Origin of the sequence: Paenibacillus sp. 598K (genome assembly GCF_003851045.1) — a bacterium.
Classification (GTDB): domain Bacteria; phylum Bacillota; class Bacilli; order Paenibacillales; family Paenibacillaceae; genus Paenibacillus_D.
Genome location: NZ_BFBX01000130.1, coordinates 593 through 18,496 on the forward strand (window position 1 = coordinate 593; position 17,904 = coordinate 18,496).

13 protein-coding genes are annotated in these 17,904 nt (G+C 59.4%); 11 read left to right on the forward strand and 2 right to left on the reverse strand.

Annotated features, from left to right (window positions below; genetic code table 11):
- The 11 genes from PA598K_RS29705 to PA598K_RS29755 form a co-directional block, all read left to right on the forward strand.
- A partial coding sequence (locus PA598K_RS29705; RefSeq protein ID WP_260405677.1) for an ABC transporter permease occupies positions 1-763 on the forward strand: 763 nt, incomplete at its 5' end.
- A gap of 21 nt (positions 764-784) precedes the next feature.
- On the forward strand, positions 785-1,690 hold the full coding sequence (locus tag PA598K_RS29710) for a carbohydrate ABC transporter permease (RefSeq protein WP_128660413.1): 906 nt from the start codon (positions 785-787) through the stop codon (positions 1,688-1,690).
- Positions 1,691-1,794: 104 nt separating this feature from the next.
- The gene (locus PA598K_RS29715) at positions 1,795-3,318 is read left to right on the forward strand and encodes an ABC transporter substrate-binding protein (RefSeq protein WP_128660414.1); all 1,524 of its coding nucleotides are present in this window, start codon (positions 1,795-1,797) and stop codon (positions 3,316-3,318) included.
- A gap of 203 nt (positions 3,319-3,521) precedes the next feature.
- Positions 3,522-3,629: a putative holin-like toxin gene (locus PA598K_RS37460; RefSeq protein ID WP_221414190.1), complete on the forward strand. Its 108-nt coding sequence runs from the start codon at positions 3,522-3,524 to the stop codon at positions 3,627-3,629.
- Positions 3,630-4,086: 457 nt separating this feature from the next.
- Positions 4,087-4,230: a putative holin-like toxin gene (locus tag PA598K_RS37465; RefSeq protein WP_128660415.1), complete on the forward strand. Its 144-nt coding sequence runs from the start codon at positions 4,087-4,089 to the stop codon at positions 4,228-4,230.
- 376 nt (positions 4,231-4,606) lie between these two features.
- Positions 4,607-5,146 carry a glycerol-3-phosphate responsive antiterminator gene (locus PA598K_RS29730; RefSeq protein ID WP_128660416.1) on the forward strand — a complete coding sequence of 180 codons (540 nt, stop codon included), beginning with the start codon at positions 4,607-4,609 and terminating at the stop codon, positions 5,144-5,146.
- A 191-nt stretch (positions 5,147-5,337) separates the two neighbouring features.
- On the forward strand, positions 5,338-6,453 hold the full coding sequence (locus PA598K_RS29735; protein WP_128660417.1) for a PhnD/SsuA/transferrin family substrate-binding protein: 1,116 nt from the start codon (positions 5,338-5,340) through the stop codon (positions 6,451-6,453).
- 13 nt (positions 6,454-6,466) lie between these two features.
- Positions 6,467-7,264: a phosphonate ABC transporter ATP-binding protein gene (gene phnC, locus PA598K_RS29740; protein WP_128660418.1), complete on the forward strand. Its 798-nt coding sequence runs from the start codon at positions 6,467-6,469 to the stop codon at positions 7,262-7,264.
- Positions 7,254-8,045 carry a PhnE/PtxC family ABC transporter permease gene (locus tag PA598K_RS29745; protein ID WP_128660419.1) on the forward strand — a complete coding sequence of 264 codons (792 nt, stop codon included), beginning with the start codon at positions 7,254-7,256 and terminating at the stop codon, positions 8,043-8,045. The genes phnC and PA598K_RS29745 overlap by 11 nt, the downstream gene beginning before the upstream one ends.
- A 6-nt stretch (positions 8,046-8,051) precedes the next feature.
- Positions 8,052-8,897 carry a PhnE/PtxC family ABC transporter permease gene (locus PA598K_RS29750; protein WP_128660420.1) on the forward strand — a complete coding sequence of 282 codons (846 nt, stop codon included), beginning with the start codon at positions 8,052-8,054 and terminating at the stop codon, positions 8,895-8,897.
- A 54-nt stretch (positions 8,898-8,951) separates the two neighbouring features.
- On the forward strand, positions 8,952-14,480 hold the full coding sequence (locus PA598K_RS29755; protein WP_185602305.1) for a glycerophosphodiester phosphodiesterase family protein: 5,529 nt from the start codon (positions 8,952-8,954) through the stop codon (positions 14,478-14,480).
- 170 nt (positions 14,481-14,650) lie between these two features.
- Here PA598K_RS29755 and PA598K_RS29760 read toward each other — a convergent pair whose 3' ends face one another.
- A complete protein-coding gene (locus tag PA598K_RS29760; protein ID WP_185602306.1) occupies positions 14,651-15,301 on the reverse strand; it encodes a stalk domain-containing protein in 651 nt (216 codons plus the stop codon).
- 385 nt (positions 15,302-15,686) lie between these two features.
- On the reverse strand, positions 15,687-17,891 hold the full coding sequence (locus PA598K_RS29765) for a YhgE/Pip domain-containing protein (protein WP_185602307.1): 2,205 nt from the start codon (positions 17,889-17,891) through the stop codon (positions 15,687-15,689).
- Positions 17,892-17,904 lie beyond the last annotated feature (13 nt).

Genomic DNA, 17,904 nt, shown 5'->3' on the forward strand with positions numbered 1-17,904 from the left:
CAGCGACTGGGTCGGCTTCAAAAACTTCGAGTTTTTGTTCTCGACCAACGACGCGTACATCATTACCCGCAATACGATTCTTTACAATCTGGTCAGCATCGCGCTTGGTCTCGTCATCGCCGTGACCTTCGCCATCCTCATCCATGAGCTGCTGAACAAACGGCTCGCCAAGCTGTACCAGACAGGGATGTTCCTGCCGTACTTCCTCTCCTGGGTCGTCATCAGCTACTTTGCCTTCACCTTCCTGAGCACGGACAAGGGGATGGTCAATCAGATCGTCACCGCGCTTGGCGGCGATCCGGTCAACTTCTACTCGGAGCCGAAGTATTGGCCTTTCATCATCGTCTTCGTCGGCATCTGGAAGTCGATCGGCTACAGCAGCGTTATGTATCTGGCGGCGATTACCGGCATCGACAAGTCGTACTACGAGGCAGGTATGCTGGACGGGGCGAGCAAATGGCAACAGACGCGCTACATCACGCTGCCGCATCTGAGGCCGCTTATGATCATCCTGACGATCCTCGCGATCGGCGGCATGTTCCGCTCCGACTTCGGCCTCTTTTACCAGTTGCCCAAAGACTCCGGAGCGCTGTACCCGGTGACCAACGTCATCGATACGTTCGTCTACCGCAGTCTGATCAATATGGGCGATACCGGCATGAGCACCGCGGCGGGTCTCTACCAGTCGGTCGTTGGCCTCATCCTGATCCTGCTGGCTAACTATGCGGTACGTAAAATCGAAAAAGACCATGCTTTGTTCTAGGAAAGGAAGGCGATACGCCACATGAAAAACCGCAAAAACATCCACGGCATCTCGACCTTCTGGAACATCGTCTTTAATCTCCTGATCGGTCTGTTCGCTTTCTCGTGCGTGTTCCCGTTCCTGTTCGTCATCATGAACTCGCTCGCCGATGAACAGACGCTCGTGCGGGAGGGGTACCGGATCATCCCAAGTCAGTTCAGCTTCGAGGCGTACAGCTACATCTTCACGTCGACGACGCAGCTCGTCGAGTCGTTTGGCCTGACGCTGCTTGTCACCGTCGTCGGGACGCTGATCAGCTTGTTCCTAGTGTCGACCTACGCCTACGCGATCTCCAGACGGAGCTTCGAGTTCCGCACCGGCTTTACGTTTCTGGCGTTTTTCACGATGCTGTTCTCGGGCGGTCTGGTGCCCGGCTATATCGTCGTCACCCAGCTTCTGCATCTGCAGAATACGATCTGGGCGCTGATCCTGCCGCTGTCGATGAATGCCTTCTTCATCATCGTCATGCGGACGTTTTTCCAGACGACGATACCGGACGCCATCATCGAATCCGCCAAGATCGACGGCGCCGGAGAGATGCGCACGTTCGCGACGATCGTGCTGCCGATCTCGCTGCCGGGCATCGCCACGATCGGACTGTTCAGCTCTCTGGGCTACTGGAATGACTGGTTCAACGCACTGCTCTACTACAACAAAAACGGTCTGGTGCCGCCGCTCCAATATCTGCTCATGAAGATCGAGCGGAGCATGGAGTTCCTCGTCCAGAACAGCCAGTACATGGGCTCGTTCGACGGCGCGGCGACGCTACCGACCGAGACGGTGCGGATGGCGATGGTCGTTCTGGCGACGCTGCCGATCGCGCTGGCGTATCCGTTCTTCCAACGTTACTTTGTCCAAGGTCTGACTGTCGGCTCGGTGAAGGGCTGAGTTGATGACTTGAACTAGTGGCTGCCTTGCAAGACAATGACTGGACCGTATGTGAATAGGTTTCATCCCGATTATGGGTTAGTATAAGTCTAGGGGGAATACACATGTCCAAACACGTACTGAAGATGATGACGCTGCTGCTCGCGGTAGCCTTGGTCATCACCGCCTGCGGCGGCAAAGGCAACAACAATAACAACAGCAGCGCCGGCGGCGGCAAGGAAGCCGAAGCGATCGGCAGCGACGGCACCGTCGACGCGACCAAGCTGGATGCCGTGCAGCTGAAGCTCTATCTGATCGGCAGCCCGGCCAAGGATCTGAAGACCGTGCAGGAAGAGATCAACAAGTACACGACAGAAAAAATTAATGCCACGGTCGACATCGAGATGATCGATTGGGGCGATTATAGCCAGCGTATGTCGATCATCATGACATCCGGCGAAGACTATGACATCGCCTTTACGAGCTCGTGGGCGTTCAACTACTTGCCGAATGCCTCCAAAGGCGCATTCATGCCGCTCAACGAGCTGCTCGATACGTATGGCCAAGGCATCAAAGAGGTGCTCGATCCGCGCTTCCTCGAAGGCACCAAGGTCAATGGCGTCAACTACGCCGTACCGAACAACAAAGAGCTGGCGCAGCAAGCGGTATGGCGCTTCAACAAGCAATACCTGGACAAATACAATCTCGATATCACAAACGTAAGCTCGCTTGAGGACCTCGAGCCGCTGCTGAAAACGATCAAGGATAACGAGCCATCGGATATTACGCCGCTGGCTGTGCCAAAAGGGTTCAAGCCGTACCTGCCGTTCGACTTCCTGCTCGGCGACGAGATTCCGATCGGCATGCGTCTGGAAGGCAATGAGTTCAAATTCATCAATCTGTTGGAAACGGAAGAGCTGAAGGACACGCTGGATACAATGCGCCGCTACTTCCAGGCTGGTTATCTGCGTACGGATGTAGCTACGCTGGACGGCATCGATAACATCAAAACTGGCAAATGGCTGGTCGACAAAGAGCTGAGTCAGCCATACGCCGACAACGGCTGGTCGCGCAGCGCGGGCTACGAGATCGTCTCGGCGCCGATCCACCAACCGGTTATCTACACCTCGTCGGCCGCAGGCTCGATGTTCGCCATCTCCAACAACTCGGCGAACCCGGAGCGCGCAATGATGTTCTTGAACCTGCTCAACACCGATTCGTACCTGCGCAACCTGATCAACTATGGCATCGAGGGTGTGCATTACAAGAAGCTCGAAGGCAACTACATTGAGGATCTGCCAGCGATGAACGAATCGTATGCGATGCCTGGCTTCGCGCTCGGCAACATGTTCCTGACGTACCTGCATGAGGGAGACCCCGAGGACAAATGGGAGGCATTCCAGGCGTTTAACCAATCGGCGATCGTCGCGCCAAGCTTTGGCTTCAACTTCGACACCAGCGCCGTGAAGACCGAAGTTGCGTCGATTACGAACGTGGCCAAGGAGTTCAACCCTGCGCTCTACACAGGCTCCGTCGATCCGGCCGAATTCCTGCCGAAGGCGATCGACAAGTTCAAGTCTGCGGGCATCGACAGAGTGATCGAGGAAGCGCAGCGCCAGTTCGACGAGTGGAAAGCGACGAACAGCTAAGGCAATAAGTTAGAGTGGAGTAAATGGGGCCGTCCGGAAAGTCAGTGAAAGCTGACCTGCGGGCGGCTCTTGCTTGTTTGGGAACAGCAGAGAGAAGCATCAGAAAAGCCCCCGGATCGGGGGCGCTGTGGTATAATATGGGACAAGTACATAGAACGGCTAATAAGGGCGGTCGGCTAATCTCCCGGAAGGGAGGTGAGGCCATGGAGGTTAGAGACGCGATAACATTGATGATTGCGTTCGGTGTGTTGATTATTTCACTCATCGGGCTAGTCGTTAATATTGTCGACGCGATGACCAAAAAGAAATAGACCGCCCTGGACAAGGATAACGGTCTACTCTAAGTGACTCTTTCCGAAGCCGACCGCCTTTAAAGCGGCTGTGTACCCGGGGGGGCTGTTGACGCAGCTCCCTTTTTCTATTGTAAGCATATCACAGGTGGTTTAGACGTGCAATATTGGGATGCCCCTGGATCGGGGGCGTTGTGGTATAATATGGAGGCGTGGAACAATTTGGGCGGCGGCTTCCTCCTGAAAGGGGGGGAAGCCTATGCATTTCTCTTTCCAAGACGTGCTTTTGTTCGCAATTTTGGTTGTGACAATACTCGCGTTTAAGAATAAGAAATGACCCCGCCCAGGTTGAGAGCCAGCGGGGTCATTCTCTTCATGCCAGCAAGATTGGAGGAATGAACCGCCCAACTGCCATGCAGGGAGAGTGTTGGCCGCACTCTCCTTTTTCTATTGTAAGCATATCACACGTGAATTAGACGTGCAACGGACCAATAGCCACGTTCCTGTAACAATAACAGAAAAGCCCGATGCGATAACATTGATGATTGCGTTCGGTGTGTTAATTATTTCACTCATCGGGCTAGTCGTTAATATTGTCGACGCGATGACCAAAAAGAAATAGACCGCCCCGACCAAGGATAACGGTCTATCACTAAATGACTCAACTCCGAAAGCCGACCGCCTTTAAAGCGGCTGTGTACCCGAACCGTGGATGCTCCAACATCTGCGGTTCTTTTATTTAGTATAAGCATATCACAGGCCGTTTAGACGTGCAATTCCCGGTTGCGGCAGGCTTGAAAAATGTAGCGTCTAACATCTTCTCGATACAATCCTAACGTGCAATAACTTCAGATTGGATGGACTTTATTTCCCTCGGAGGGTATCACAAACGACCAACCCTCCCTTTCTTTGCAAATTATTCATATCCCCTTGACGGTGCGTTGACAAACGATTGGTACAGTAGACATGTCCAAAACGAATAGACGCGAGGTAGCCTTATGAAGCATGCGGACCGCATCATCGCTTCTATCACGCAGGAGAAGCACCTCGATATCGCCCTGAAAAGCAAGGTCGGACGGATCAATCTCGTGGCCGGCAGCATCAATACGCTGCACTCGGTCATGGAACGGGTACGTCAGGCCGGCAAACGCATCTATCTCCACGTGGAGATGATCCAGGGCATCGGCCGCGACGCCGCCTCGATCCAGTATCTGGCGTCGACGTTCAAGCCGGATGGCATCATCACGACCAAAAGCACGATCGTCAGCCATGCGAGGCAGATCGGACTGCCTACGATCCAGCGGGTATTCGCCGTCGACTCGACGGCTGTGGATACGGCGATCCGGATGATCAAGACGAGCAAGCCCGACGAGATCGAGCTGATGCCTGGACTGATGCCGCGCGTCATCGAGGAGGTGAAGGCGCAGCTCAGCCTGCCACTGATCGCTGGCGGTCTGATCCGCCACCGACGCGAGATCGAGATCGCGCTTGAGAGCGGGGCCGACTACGTATCGATGGGCAATACGAAGCTATGGTGACTCGCCTAGCGACCAATCACAACCGCATAACCCAGGTGGAGACGATGAGAAAACCTGAAGCAGAACAGATGCTTATGTCGGCACAGCGGTGCCCGAGCATCTTCCGCTTCGCGTTCGCATCGTCTTCTTTGTCATGTCTGATGCGACTCGCTGCGCGTACAAAACCAAATCAAGGGAGAGAAACAAAACCAATGAAACCGATTCGCTTGATGAAAACGTCTGTCGTCGCCGCTTCGCTCGCTATGCTGCTCGCCGCTTGCGGCTCCGGGGGAAATGCGAACAACCCGACAACAGGCGCCAATACGCCTGCGCCGGAGTCCGGCGGCAGCGTCGTCGCAGCAGAGACGAAGCCCGAGAGCAAGGAAAAGCTCGTCATGGCCTGGCTGCCCAATGAATCGGGCGAAAACGTCAAGCTGGCTCGCGAAGCGATCGGCGGCGTCATCTCAGATGCGCTCGACCGCGAGATCGATCATGTGACGACCACCGACTATATTATCGCTATCGAATCGATCGTCAGCGGCGCCGCCGACGTCGCCTTCCTAGGCGCGCAGGCGTATATCGACGCGAATACCAAAAATCCGAACGTCCAGCCGATCGTCGTCAACAGCGGCGCTTCGGGCACGTTGGACGATGCGGTTTACTATAGCTGGCTTACCGTAAACAAGGGCGAGGAAGACGCTTATCGCAGCGGCGACGGCTTCGCCATCGACAATATCGCCGGCAAGCGGTTCTCGTTTGTCTCCAACAGCTCAACCTCGGGCTTCAAGGTGCCGTCGGCCAACATCGTCTCTTACTTCAGCAAGCAAGACGCGTACAAGGATCTGACAGCCGAGGACCTGCTGGAGGGCGGCGACAAGGCGTTTTTCAGCAATGTATTGTTCGGCGGCTCGCATCAGGGCTCTGCGGTCAATCTGCTATCCGGCAAGGCGGATGTAGCGGCGGTGTGCGATTACTGCATCGGGAACTACATCGAGCTCGCAGACGGCGAGGACAATCGTCCAGGCTCGACTTATCGCGTGCTGGACAATGCCGAGGAGCCATTCAATACGGTCAAGGGCAAGGAGTTCGTCGTCATCTCCGTGACGCCGGTGCTGAACTCACCGATCGTCGTCAACAAGGACAAGGTGAGCGAAGCGGATATCGCCAAAATCGTCGAGGCGCTGACCGGCGACGCGGCAGCGGACAACCAGCAGATCTTCGTGCCGAAGGATGCGGAAGTCAAGGGCATCTTCTCCAAAACCGAAAACGAGCGCTTCGTCAAAGTGACGGACGAGTGGTTCAATCCGGTGCGGGAGCTGTCCAAGTAACGGCATGAGGACAATGGACATCAAACCAACGTTGCTGGACATCGCAGGGCTCTCCAAAAGCTACGGCAAAGGGAAGCAGGCGCTCTCGGACATCGGATTCTCGGCCAAGCAAGGGGAATTCGTCTCGATCATCGGCCCCTCCGGCGCAGGCAAGTCGACGCTGCTGCGCTGCATCAACCGGATGATCGACGCCGACGTCGGCACCATCCGCTTCGACGAGACTGAGGTGAATGGGCTGTCGAAGCGGAAGCTGCGCAAGCTGCGGACGAAAATCGGGATGATCTTCCAGCACTACAATCTCGTCCATCGGCTGAGCGCGATCGAAAACGTGCTGCATGGCCGCCTCGGCTACAAGTCGACGCTGGCAGGGGCGCTTGGCCTCTACTCCCGGGAGGAGAAGGCGCGTGCCTACGAGCTGCTCTGTTCGCTTGGTCTGGAGGAGCATGTGCACAAGCGTTGCGACCAGCTGAGCGGCGGCCAAAAGCAGCGCGTCGGGATCGCTCGGGCGCTCATCCAGGAGCCCAAGCTGTTGCTGTGCGACGAGCCGATCGCCTCGCTCGATCCAAGCTCGGCCAAGGTGATCATGGATCAACTGCGGCAGGTGTCTGCGAGAATGGGCATCACGGTGCTGGTCAATCTGCATCAGGTCGATGTCGCGATGCGTTACTCTGATCGGATCATCGGTGTCAATCAGGGGAGGATCGTCTATAACGGCGATCCCCAGCTGCTGACTGACGAGCGGATTCATCATATCTACGGCTCGGAGGCAGGCGAGCTGATCATCGATATCGGAGGGCAACATGCAGGTTGATTTCTTTGTGCGCAAGCGGCTGCGAACGTTATTGTTCGTCGCTGTCGTCCTCGTACTGACGTGGGGGGCGACGGCGCTCACAAGCTTCGATTTTGCCAAGGGGCTGGCGGCCTTTCCCCAGGCGCTGACATGGGGCGTCCAGAACTTCTACCCCGACGCCAAATCGCTCGAGAGGCTGCCCAATATAACGAGCCAGCTGCTGGAGACGCTGACGATTGCAGTGGCCTCGACGACGGTTGCCGCTGTATTCGCGCTCGTCTTCGCCGTTGCAGGCTCCGCGACGATGCGGCTGAACCGGTTGTTCGCGCTCGTCAGCCGCGGCGTTGCCTCCTTGTTTCGCAACATTGACATTGCGGCCTGGGCGATTATTCTCCTGTTCTCCTTTGGCCAGAGCGCGCTGACCGGGTACTTTGCCTTGTTCTTCGCCAGCTTTGGCTTCCTGACCCGGGTGTTCATGGAGACGATCGACGAGATGGGGGCGAGCGGCGTCGAGGCCTTGCGGGCGACCGGAGCGGGGTATGTGGCCACCGTTTGCCGTTGCGTCGTCCCCTCCTGCGCGCCGCAGTTTGTGAGCTGGATGCTGTTTATGATCGAGACGAACATTCGCAGCGCTACGCTGATCGGCATTTTGACGGGGACGGGGATCGGATTTTCGTTTGACCTGTATTACAAAGGCATGAATTATCACGCGGCGAGCCTCGTCGTCATCGTCATCGTCGCGACGATCCTGGCGATCGAGACGCTCTCCAATCTGATCCGCAGAATGATCTTGCGAGGGTAGGAATCTATGAAGAAGCTACATGCGACACACGAGGCAAGCGTTCAGACGGCAGGGAGGAGTCCGGTGCCGCTCAAGCCGTTCCGCCGATCGACGTTCGTCATCCAGTTGACCCTGCTGCTGCTCGGGGCGATCACCGTCTATGGACTGTATACGCTCGATACCGGCGAGGTGGCGCTCGGCGAAGCCTTGCGCCAGATGCTGCTCAACTTCAAGCTGATGTTGACGGAGCCGCATTTCAGGCATTTCACCTGGGACGACGCGCTCCAGGCGGTGCTGGTGACGATCGGTCTGGCCTTGCTGACGACACTGATCGGAGCGGCGATCGCTTTGTTGTTCGGTCTGCTGGCGGCCCGCAATCTGACCAATGGCACAGTCTCTTACTGGATCAAGTCGGCCGTCGCGTTTATCCGCGCGGTGCCGACAGTGCTGTGGGTGCTCATCTTTGCCGTGTCGGCCGGGCTCGGCAGCGTCGCCGCCGTCATCGGCATGACGTTTCATTCGGTCGGTTATCTCATCAAGGCCTACTCCGAGTCGTTCGAGGAGATGGATGAGGGCGTCATCGAGGCGCTCAAAGGGAGCGGCGCGAGCTGGTGGCAGATCGTCTTCCAGGCCGTGCTGCCATCGTCGATGGCTTACCTGATCTCGTGGACGTTTATTCGATTCGAGATCAATTTTGCGGCGGCGCTGGCGATGGGCGCGGCGGCTGGCGCGGGCGGTATTGGCTTCGATATGTATATGGCGGGCAACTTTTATCTGGATTTGCGAGAAGTGGGCACGATTACGTATTTTATCCTGATCTTTGCGGTTGTGCTGGAGATGTGCGCGACGCGCTGGAAGGCGCATATCCGATAGCGGCATAGCCGAGCGATGGACCAATCAATCGAACTGGGGAGTGGAGAAAACAACATGAAACTTGCGAAAAAACTGCTGCCGCTGCTAATCGCTGGCACGATGATGACCGGTCTGCTGCCCGAGCTGACCCCCGCCGTCTCGGCGGCAGAAGAACGAGCCGAAGCGACGATCTCCCGGACGGCGACGGCGCCGATCATCGACGGCGCGCTGGACGAGTCGATGTGGCTGCTGGACGAAGAGATCGGCAAGCAACTGAGCGGAGCAGGCGCGGACGCGCTGCAAGCGAAGATGGGCATGATGTGGGACAGCAAGTATCTCTACATAGGAGTGCAGAGCACGGACCCGTATCTGGCGACAAGCCCCGGCATTGATCAGAACCCGACAGGCCAACCGGGCGATTATTGGTGGGATCATCCCAATGTGACGTTATTCATCGATCCGATACTGCATCAATCGACGCCGTTCCAGGGCAAGGATGTCCAGATCGGGTTGGTCTACAAGCCGGGTACGACAACCCCGTACTTCAGCTTCGGCTCGGCTACGACCCATACGGGGCGAGATGAGAAAAAAATCCTGCGGGCGATCCGTACGACGGATACGGGCTGGAATCTGGAGGTCGCCATCCCGTGGGACTTCCTCGGCGTCGATCCCGCCCAGGGCACGCAGCTCGGAATGGAAGCGACGGTGGGCAGCCGCTACGAGAAGGAGGACGGCGGGCTGGAGACGCCGACCAAGGTGTGGAGCGCCTACAACAGTCAGTCCTTCTGGAACGACACGAGCGGCTACGGCGTCATCACGCTGGACGAGACCGCGCCGCTGACGGGCTCGGTCCCAGAGGTGCTGCTGGAGGAAGACTTCGACGGCTACGCCGACGGCGAGACGCCATTCGGCTGGATCTCCAATGTGAGCGGCGGCGGCAAGCCGTTCCAGGTCGAGGGCGGACGTCTGGTCGGCGACGCTCACGGCTCGGGCCAGCAGTCGCGAATCTACGCGCCGGTGCAATGGGACGACTACGCCTTCGAGGCGGATGTGCAATTCCAGTCGGTGCTGAATAGCGCGCGCTGGATGTCGCTCATCTTCCGTGCGCCATCGGCAGGGCTGCATCCGTACAACCAGATGGCGGTCCGCCAGTCGGGCGCTTACGAGATCGCGTACCGCAATGAGCAGAACGGATGGAACGTGGCCGCCAACGGGACGTGGAAGCCGCTGGAGCTGAACAAGGACTATTCGCTTAAGGTACGGGTCGTCGGCAACACGGTGAAGGAGTACATCAAGGAAGCGGACAACGATACGTACGAGCTGCTGATCGAGCGCACGATGGATAGCTATCTGCTGGAGCGCGGCAAGGTCGGCTTCCAGATCGACCAGGGCAAGATGTCGGTCGACCGGATGAAGGTTACCCGGATCGATGCCGTCTCGCTGGACGTGACGCTGCCGGAGACCGTGGAGGGGCTGAGCGGTCCGATCCCCACGGATACGGCCCAAGTGACATTCTCCGACGGCATCGCAGAGCCGGTGAGCGCCGGACGCATCAAGTGGTCGACGTCGGATGAGCAGGTAATCCGGATCGTCAACAACGAGCTGGTGCCGCTGCAGGAAGGGACGGCGGAGGTGACCGGGACGTACGGCAATGTATCGGTCACGCGTCAGATCGCGGTAACGGCATCCCAGACCGGCAAAACGATCACCTCGCTCAGCCATGACAACGGCTATGCGCTGGCGACTGTGGATGAGCCGCTGGCGCTCAGCGAGCTGACGTTCGACGCCGTCTATAGCGACTATTCGGAAGGCGTCGTGAGCGGCGATGAGCTGACCTGGCAAGTGGCGGAGACCGATGCTGCGGTAGTGGATGGCAAGCTGATCGCCAAGCGCAGCGGACTGATCCGGCTCCAGGGACAGAGCGGCGCGGCCTCGATTGACTTCCTGATCGCTGCCAAGCAGGCGTCCGAGCAGGACTATGTGCTGTACGAGCAAGACTTCTCCGGTATTGCGGACGGCGCGCTGCCCGAGGGCTGGCGGGTTGTCGAGCGGTCGGGCAATGCTGCGGTGGGCGTGAAGAACGGCGCGCTGGAGCTCGATGCCGCCTCCAGCCCGGTGCGGGTGCTGCTGCCGGAGGTGTTGGACCGGTTCGGCGATTATCGGATCGACGCGACGGCGACGCATCTGCGGGTTAATGATGCGGCGCGCTGGCACTCGATCATGTACCGGGTGCAAAATGCAAACTATCCGTATTACCAGATGGCTGTGCGCCAAGGAGCGACGGCGGCCAATGGCGTCGAGTTCGCCGAGCGGACGGCTCAGAACGCTTGGAACGTCATCGCCGCCCAGTCGTATACGTCGGCGATCGCAGCGGATCAGATGTACGATTACACGGTGCGAGTGAAGGGCAACCGTGTCCAGCAGCTGATCAATGGCGATCTGGTCACCCATACGGCGGCTGCCAAAAACTACAGCCGGGGCGCGGTTGGTCTGCAAGCCAACGGCAGCGTGATGAAGGTGGAGCGGATCAAGGTATCGCTGCAGGTAGAGGAGCTGGCTAGCACGCCGGAGGAGAGAATTGTAACGGTCGTAGAGCCGCAGACGCAGATCTCGCTTGCCCCTACAGTCGTAGCGGCCATCGAGGGGCAGGGCGCGAAGCTGGAGCTGGACGCGGACCAGCCGCCTGCGACAGCCATGCTCCATGTGAACAGCGCTCTGCAGATTACGTCGGGACGCTCGGGACAGACGCTGCAATCGCTGGAGGATGCGTTGAAGCTGCTAGGTGATCGGGTCATGCCGGCGCTGTACGTGCATGACGCGCAGACGGTGACCAAGCTGGTCGAGTATCTGAAGTCGGAGGGCATCGGCGACGCGTTCATCGTCTCCGATCAGCCGGAGTTGGTGAAGCAGGCTCGCACGGAGTATCCGCTCATCCGCGGCATCGTCGACTTCCCGAGCGCTGGAGCGGAGCTGACGCCTGCGCAGCTGATGGACATCCGCCGCACGGTCAATTCGAATCTTTCGAAGATCGCTCTGCTGCCGGAGCGCTCGGCTACGCCGGACAACGTCGAATATTTGCAGGGACGTCTCGTGACGGTATGGGCCAAGCAGCAAGCATCGGGCAACGCGCCGTCGACGGTGGCGCAGCACAAGCTGATTACTGCCGGGGTCAACGGCATCGTCACGGCCTCGCCGGGGACGCTGATCGACGCGCTGGCGATGTACGACGGCAACACGACGCTGATCCGCAAGCCGTGGATGATCGGTCATCGCGGCATCCCGGGTCTCGCGCCGGAGAATACGCTGGAGGGCGCGGTGCTCGCCTACGAGCTGGGCGCAGATATCGTCGAGAATGACATCTATCTGACCAAGGACAACCAGATCGTCATTATGCATGACGGCACGCTCGACCGCACGACCGCAGCGACGGGCGCAGTCGAGGGCAATTATACGCTGGCCGAGCTGCAGCAGATTTTGGCCAACAAGCAGTTCCCGAACCAGTATCCCAATGCGCGGATTCCGTCGCTGGAGCAGTTTTTCAAGAAGTTCAAGGATACGGACTTGATCCACTTCGTCGAGGTCAAGACGTACAACCCGGCCATCATCGACCCGCTGGTCGAGCTGATCCAAAAGTACGACGTCGAGGACCAGGTCGTCGTCATCTCGTTCAGCGCCGACCAGATCCGGCTGCTGAACGAGAAGCTGCCGGGGATGTCGCAAGGCTTCCTGACCGGTGGCTATGCCAACGACACTGATGTCAACGGCTCGATCCATCGTGTCCTGAATGTGGTACAGCCGCTCAATTCGACCTTCAACAGCGGCTACGGCGGCTTCGGCAAGGCGTTCCTGGAGGCGTCCAAGCATCGGGGCATCACGACCTGGCCATGGACATATCGCAATCTGAACGACTTCACAGCAGCCTTCGTAATGGGGACGTACGGGCTGACGACAGACTATAGTAACTGGGCCACGGACTGGCCTAACCGGGCGAGCGCGAAAAAATCGGCTTATAATCTGGCGATTGGCGAGAAGGCTGAGCTGAAGGTCGATGTCCGGACGTACACTAAAACGCTGTCCGATCTGGACGCCGAGATCGTCGTCCTCAGCGGCGGCGAGCATATCGAGGTCGCAGACGGACAGGTGACGGCCAAGTCGGCCGGTACCGCGCATGTCATGCTGCGCTATACCAATCAGACCGTCGGCAGCCCAGTGTATGATCTGTATACACAGCCGGTGACGATCGAGGTCCGTTCGGGAGACACGACAGGACCTGGACCTGGTCCCGGACCGGTATGGCCAGGCCCTACGGTGCCGACGACGCCGGAGCCGGGTACGGAGCCTGAGCCTGGTGCGGAACAGCCAGGACAGCCGGAGCAGCCGGTGGACGGCAAGGGCGTCATCAAGCTGCCGGTCACGGTCGATGAGCAAAATGGCAGGGCGGCGGCCGCGCTCGACGCCGAGCAACTGAACGAGCTGCTGCGGCAAGCGGTAGCCGACGCGAACGGCACCAAGCAGGTCCGCATCGAAGCGAAAGGCGGCGCAGACGCCAGCCAGATCGTCATCTCGCTCCCGGTCGGAGCGCTGAGCCAGTCCGGACTGGCGCACCGTCTCGAGGTAGCGACCAGCCACGGCACCGTGATCTTGCCGTCGCATGCGCTGACAGGCGCTATTGCCGACGAGACTGTGCAACTGATCGTGGAGCGCCGCGACAGCGAGGCGGCAGGCACGGCGAGCGGCCAGGTCGGCAGCCGACCGGTCATCGACGTCCGACTGACCGATGCGAGCGGCACTGCCTTGACGCTTAACGCCGCTGCCGGGCTGCGGATAGAGATCCCATATGCGCCGATAGCTGCGGATAATGGCAGCGAGCATACGCTCGTCCTGTATGCGATCGACGAGAGCGGCACGGCGACGATCGTCCCGAACGCTCGCTACGATGCGGCCAGCGGTACGATGCGCGGGGCGCTGGATCGGCTCGGCATGTATGCCGTAGCGCAGGCAGGTACGCCAAGGTTCGACGATCTGGCCAAGCATGGCTGGGCGCAGACGGCGATCGAGACGCTGGCGGCGCGTCAGATCATCCTAGGGCTCGGCGAGCAAGCGTATGGACCGGCAGCGCCGATCACGCGCGCGGACTTCGTCACGTTGATGGTGCGGGCGCTGCAGTTGGGCGGTGCGGATGACGCAAACGGAGCAAACGGAGCAAACGAAGCAGCCTCTGACAACTTTGCCGACGTCAGCCCGGATGCGTACTACTACGAATCGCTTGGCATCGCCAAGTCGCTGGGCCTGGTCGAAGGCCAGGGCGACGGCAAGTTCCATCCGCGCAGCACGATCACGCGTCAGGAGATGTTCACCATCGTCGCCAGAGCGATGACCAAGCTGGAGCTTCTCTCGCTGGATGCATCTGGCGATGCGTCGGCGGCGCTCCAGGCTTACCGCGATGGCGCGCAGGTGGCAGGCTATGCCCAGAGCAGTCTGGCCGGTCTGATCGCAGCCGGACTGGTCGAGGGCGACAACGGCCAGCTCCGTCCGCAGGCGCAGGCCTCTCGCGCCGAGACGGCCGTGTTCCTGGACCGCCTGCTGGCGCGGGCTTACGAGTAGGCCGTCAGCTTTTCGTCAGCCGGGATGAAACGTTGTCTCGAGACTTATCAGTGCGAGCGATGCTTTAATTAAACTCAACGCCCCGTTGCAGGCAGGTTGCCTGAGACGGGGCGTTTGTATCCATATCAACCTATAATTCAAACCATCCTATAACTCTTCCGCTCGCTGCACTAGGAGGCCGACCAGATGATCGTGTACTCGATCAGGCCGGTCTCGCTATTGACGATGCTGCCCTCGATGACAACGGACATTTGGCTCTTCGCGGCGGCGATGTCGATGGTATTGTCAGAGGAGCTATCGACGAGATTGCCATACTGCTGCTGTTGGAGGTAGGTGTTGTAGGTCTGGATGAGCTGCGACAGGCTTTGCTTCGTTTGCAGCGTATAGTAGACGCTCTTTTTGCCGCCGCTGGCGCTCTCGATCAGCTCGATCTTCTTAGCATCCGACGGGAGCGGGAAGTCGCTTGGCAGATGCTGCGGACGGGAGGCGCTGGTGCCGGTTGACCCGCCGTTGCCGTTGCCTGCGCCGGTGCTATTGCCGATTAGGATGCGGTTCGTCGCCTGGTCGTATTGGATCGGTACGCCCAGCGCCTCCGACACGGCGCGAACTGGCAGGTAGGTCGAGTTGTTGTATGTAATCGGGTAATGCCGATTGCCTTTGTCGTCCACTGGCTTGAACTCGCTATTGTTGACGAAGATGCCGACTTTGTTGTTGAGGTACGCCTGGATCTGCGGCAGATTGCTGCCGGCGTAGACGCCGACCGAGCCGGTCACCAGCATGCCGAATAGCGATGCGCCGATAAACCATGTCTTTTTGTTCATTAATTGATTGCCTCCTTTGGGTGATTGGAAGATGTCCAATACTCGTTGTATAAACGAGGGCATCGCCGCCAAAACAGGATTTGCTCAAAATGGGTCATCCGTCCCAGCTGGGGAGGGCTTCAAGCTTGGCCACGCGCAGACGAAATAGTTCCAAAGATCGGTCTGTTGGCCTGGAAAACACGCAAGAGCCTTCACGACCCGACCGTAAAGGTGGGGGTGAAGGCTCTTGGGCCCGTTGGGGGGGGGCGTCGTCGGATCGACGCCCGGTTCAGGCGGTGTACGGCGTCGTCAGATCGACGCCCGACTCAGGCGGTGGACGCCATCGCCAGATCGTTCGCCCATCCAAGCGGTGTACGCCGTCGTCCAATCGATGCCTGACCGCGCTTCAGCTCGCTGTCGCTTTGTCGAAGCGGCGGGCCTCGCGCGGATGCGTCAGATGCATGTAGAGGAGAAGCGCCAGATTAAATACGACGATGCAGCCGACGAGGACGCCGACGCTGGTCAGGAGGACGTCGGCGCCCATCGCCGAGGTCATCGCTTCCCGGAAGCCATAGATCGCGTAGGTCATCGGCAGATACGGATTGATGGCCTGGAAAAAGCCGTTCTGCAGCTCGGTCGGGAACGTGCCTCCGCTCGCGGCCAGCTGCAGCACGAGCAGCAGCATCGCGATGAAGCGTCCCGGATTGCCCAACGTAATGTTCAGCAGCATGACGAGGAACATGTAGGCGAGGGCAGACAAGATCGCTATGGCGGCGAACAAGCCCGGATGGGCGACATGGAGGCCGATCCCCCAGATCATAATCGCGGACAGGATCAACGCGCCGCTGGTCGCCTGGACGAAGCCGACGGAAAACTTGCTGAGCCACCAGGAAACGCCGGAGGTCGGCGGCAGCGCCGGCTTACGGATCGGGAAGATCAGGTTGAAGCTGAAGGCCCCGATAAACAGCGCCAGCGACATGAAGTTCGGCGCCAGTGCGTGGCCGTAGTTAGGAACATCGTTCAGTTGCTCTTCGGTGACCTCGACCGGGGTAGCGATCATATCGTAGTTGTCCTCCGTCGGATGGGTGAGGCGGGCCGTGTCCGAGCCCTCCTGCAGACGACTGGCAAGCTCGCCCGCTCCCTGATCGAGCTCGCCGAGTCCCTCGCCCAGCTCGGTCGATCCCCCGGCCAGTCGCGAGGCGGCATCGCCGAGCTTGCGCGAGCCGTCGGCCAACTGCCCGGCTCCCGACTCGAGGGCGGGGAGGCTGTCGCTCAGACGCTGCGTGCCTTGCAGCAGTTGGCTGGAGCCAAGCTTCAGCTGGTCCGACTTGGCGGCCAGCTGATCGAGAGCTTTGCCCAGCTTGGGCGCCTGCGCATTGAGCTGCTGCGTGGCGGCCTCCAACTGCGCGCCGCCGGCGACCGCGCCGGACAGTCCGTCGCTGAGGGTAGCGGAGCCGGGGATCAGCTGGTCGGCGAGCGCGGAGCCGATCGCTTCATAGCCGCCGAGCGCTTCGACAGCCTTGGGCTGGATGGCGTGCATCGTCTGGGCGAGTTGGGCCGCCTGCGTCTTCAGCTCGGGCGATGCGTCATCAGACTGGGCGATCGCTTCGCTCAGCTGATCGGCGGCAGCCTCGAGGCCGGCCATGCCTTGCTGGAGCGCGTCGAGATCGTCGGCTGCTGGCAAGCCGCCCTGTACCTGCTGCAGCCCGCGGTTCAACTCGGCGCTGCCGCTCTGGAGCCGCTGCAGCGCGGCTTGCAGCTCGGACTGACCTGCGGCCAAGCGGGGCACTCCTTTATCGGGATCGGTGAGCGCCGCAGCCCCTTCCCGGGTTGCCTGCACGCCGTCGGTGTAGGCGTCGATGCCGCTATTCAGCTGTGCGGCTCCGCTGGACAGCTCGCGGACCCCGCCGCTCAGCGCATCGACGCCGCTCTGCATGCTCGCTGTGCCATCGGCCAGGACGATCGATTGCTTGGCCAGCTCCTCCAGATGGCTGGTCAATTCGCGATTGCCCGTGACGAGCTTGTCGGCGCCCTCGCGGAGTTTGTCCGCGCCGGTAGAGGCATCAGTCAATCCGTCGCCGATCTTCTGGATCTGCGTGAAGATGGCGCGGGTATATTCCTCGGTGATGCTTTTGGAGATCTCGTGGTTCAAGTGGGTAGTTGCTTGGCGGCCGATCGTCTCGCTGAAGAAGTTGCGTCCGGGATTGACCTCATAGCGCAGCTCCATCCGCTGCGGCGTTTCGTCCATGACCGTTGCTGCATGCTGCGAGAAGGTGGCGGGGATCGTCACTACCATATAGTAATCGCCGTCGGCGAAGCGTCGGTCCGCTTCCTCTCGGGAGACGAAGTGCCACTCCAGATCGTCGTTGGTTTTCAGGTTCTCGACCAGATCATCTCCGATATGGAGGGCGCGCCCTTCGAATACGGCAGGCTCGTCTTCATTGACGACAGCGACCGGCAGATGCGCGGTGCTCCCGTAAGGGTCCCAATACGAGCTGGTGATGATGCCAGCGTAGATAATGGGGATGAACATCAATACGACGACGGTCAGCAACAGCATTTTATTGGCAACTAGCTGTTTCCATTCTTGCTTCAGTGCGCGCAGCGGCATTTGGATTCTCCCC

What these genes read in the sequence shown, in the direction of transcription:
- PA598K_RS29710 (WP_128660413.1), top strand. Translation starts at nt 785, where the DNA reads ATGAAAAACCGCAAAAACATCCACGGCATCTCGACCTTCTGGAACATC.
- PA598K_RS29715 (WP_128660414.1), top strand. Translation starts at nt 1,795, where the DNA reads ATGTCCAAACACGTACTGAAGATGATGACGCTGCTGCTCGCGGTAGCC.
- PA598K_RS37460 (WP_221414190.1), top strand. Translation starts at nt 3,522, where the DNA reads ATGGAGGTTAGAGACGCGATAACATTGATGATTGCGTTCGGTGTGTTG.
- PA598K_RS29730 (WP_128660416.1), top strand. Translation starts at nt 4,607, where the DNA reads ATGAAGCATGCGGACCGCATCATCGCTTCTATCACGCAGGAGAAGCAC.
- PA598K_RS29735 (WP_128660417.1), top strand. Translation starts at nt 5,338, where the DNA reads ATGAAACCGATTCGCTTGATGAAAACGTCTGTCGTCGCCGCTTCGCTC.
- phnC (WP_128660418.1), top strand. Translation starts at nt 6,467, where the DNA reads ATGGACATCAAACCAACGTTGCTGGACATCGCAGGGCTCTCCAAAAGC.
- PA598K_RS29745 (WP_128660419.1), top strand. Translation starts at nt 7,254, where the DNA reads ATGCAGGTTGATTTCTTTGTGCGCAAGCGGCTGCGAACGTTATTGTTC.
- PA598K_RS29750 (WP_128660420.1), top strand. Translation starts at nt 8,052, where the DNA reads ATGAAGAAGCTACATGCGACACACGAGGCAAGCGTTCAGACGGCAGGG.
- PA598K_RS29755 (WP_185602305.1), top strand. Translation starts at nt 8,952, where the DNA reads ATGAAACTTGCGAAAAAACTGCTGCCGCTGCTAATCGCTGGCACGATG.
- PA598K_RS29760 (WP_185602306.1), bottom strand. Translation starts at nt 15,301, where the DNA reads ATGAACAAAAAGACATGGTTTATCGGCGCATCGCTATTCGGCATGCTG.
- PA598K_RS29765 (WP_185602307.1), bottom strand. Translation starts at nt 17,891, where the DNA reads ATGCCGCTGCGCGCACTGAAGCAAGAATGGAAACAGCTAGTTGCCAAT.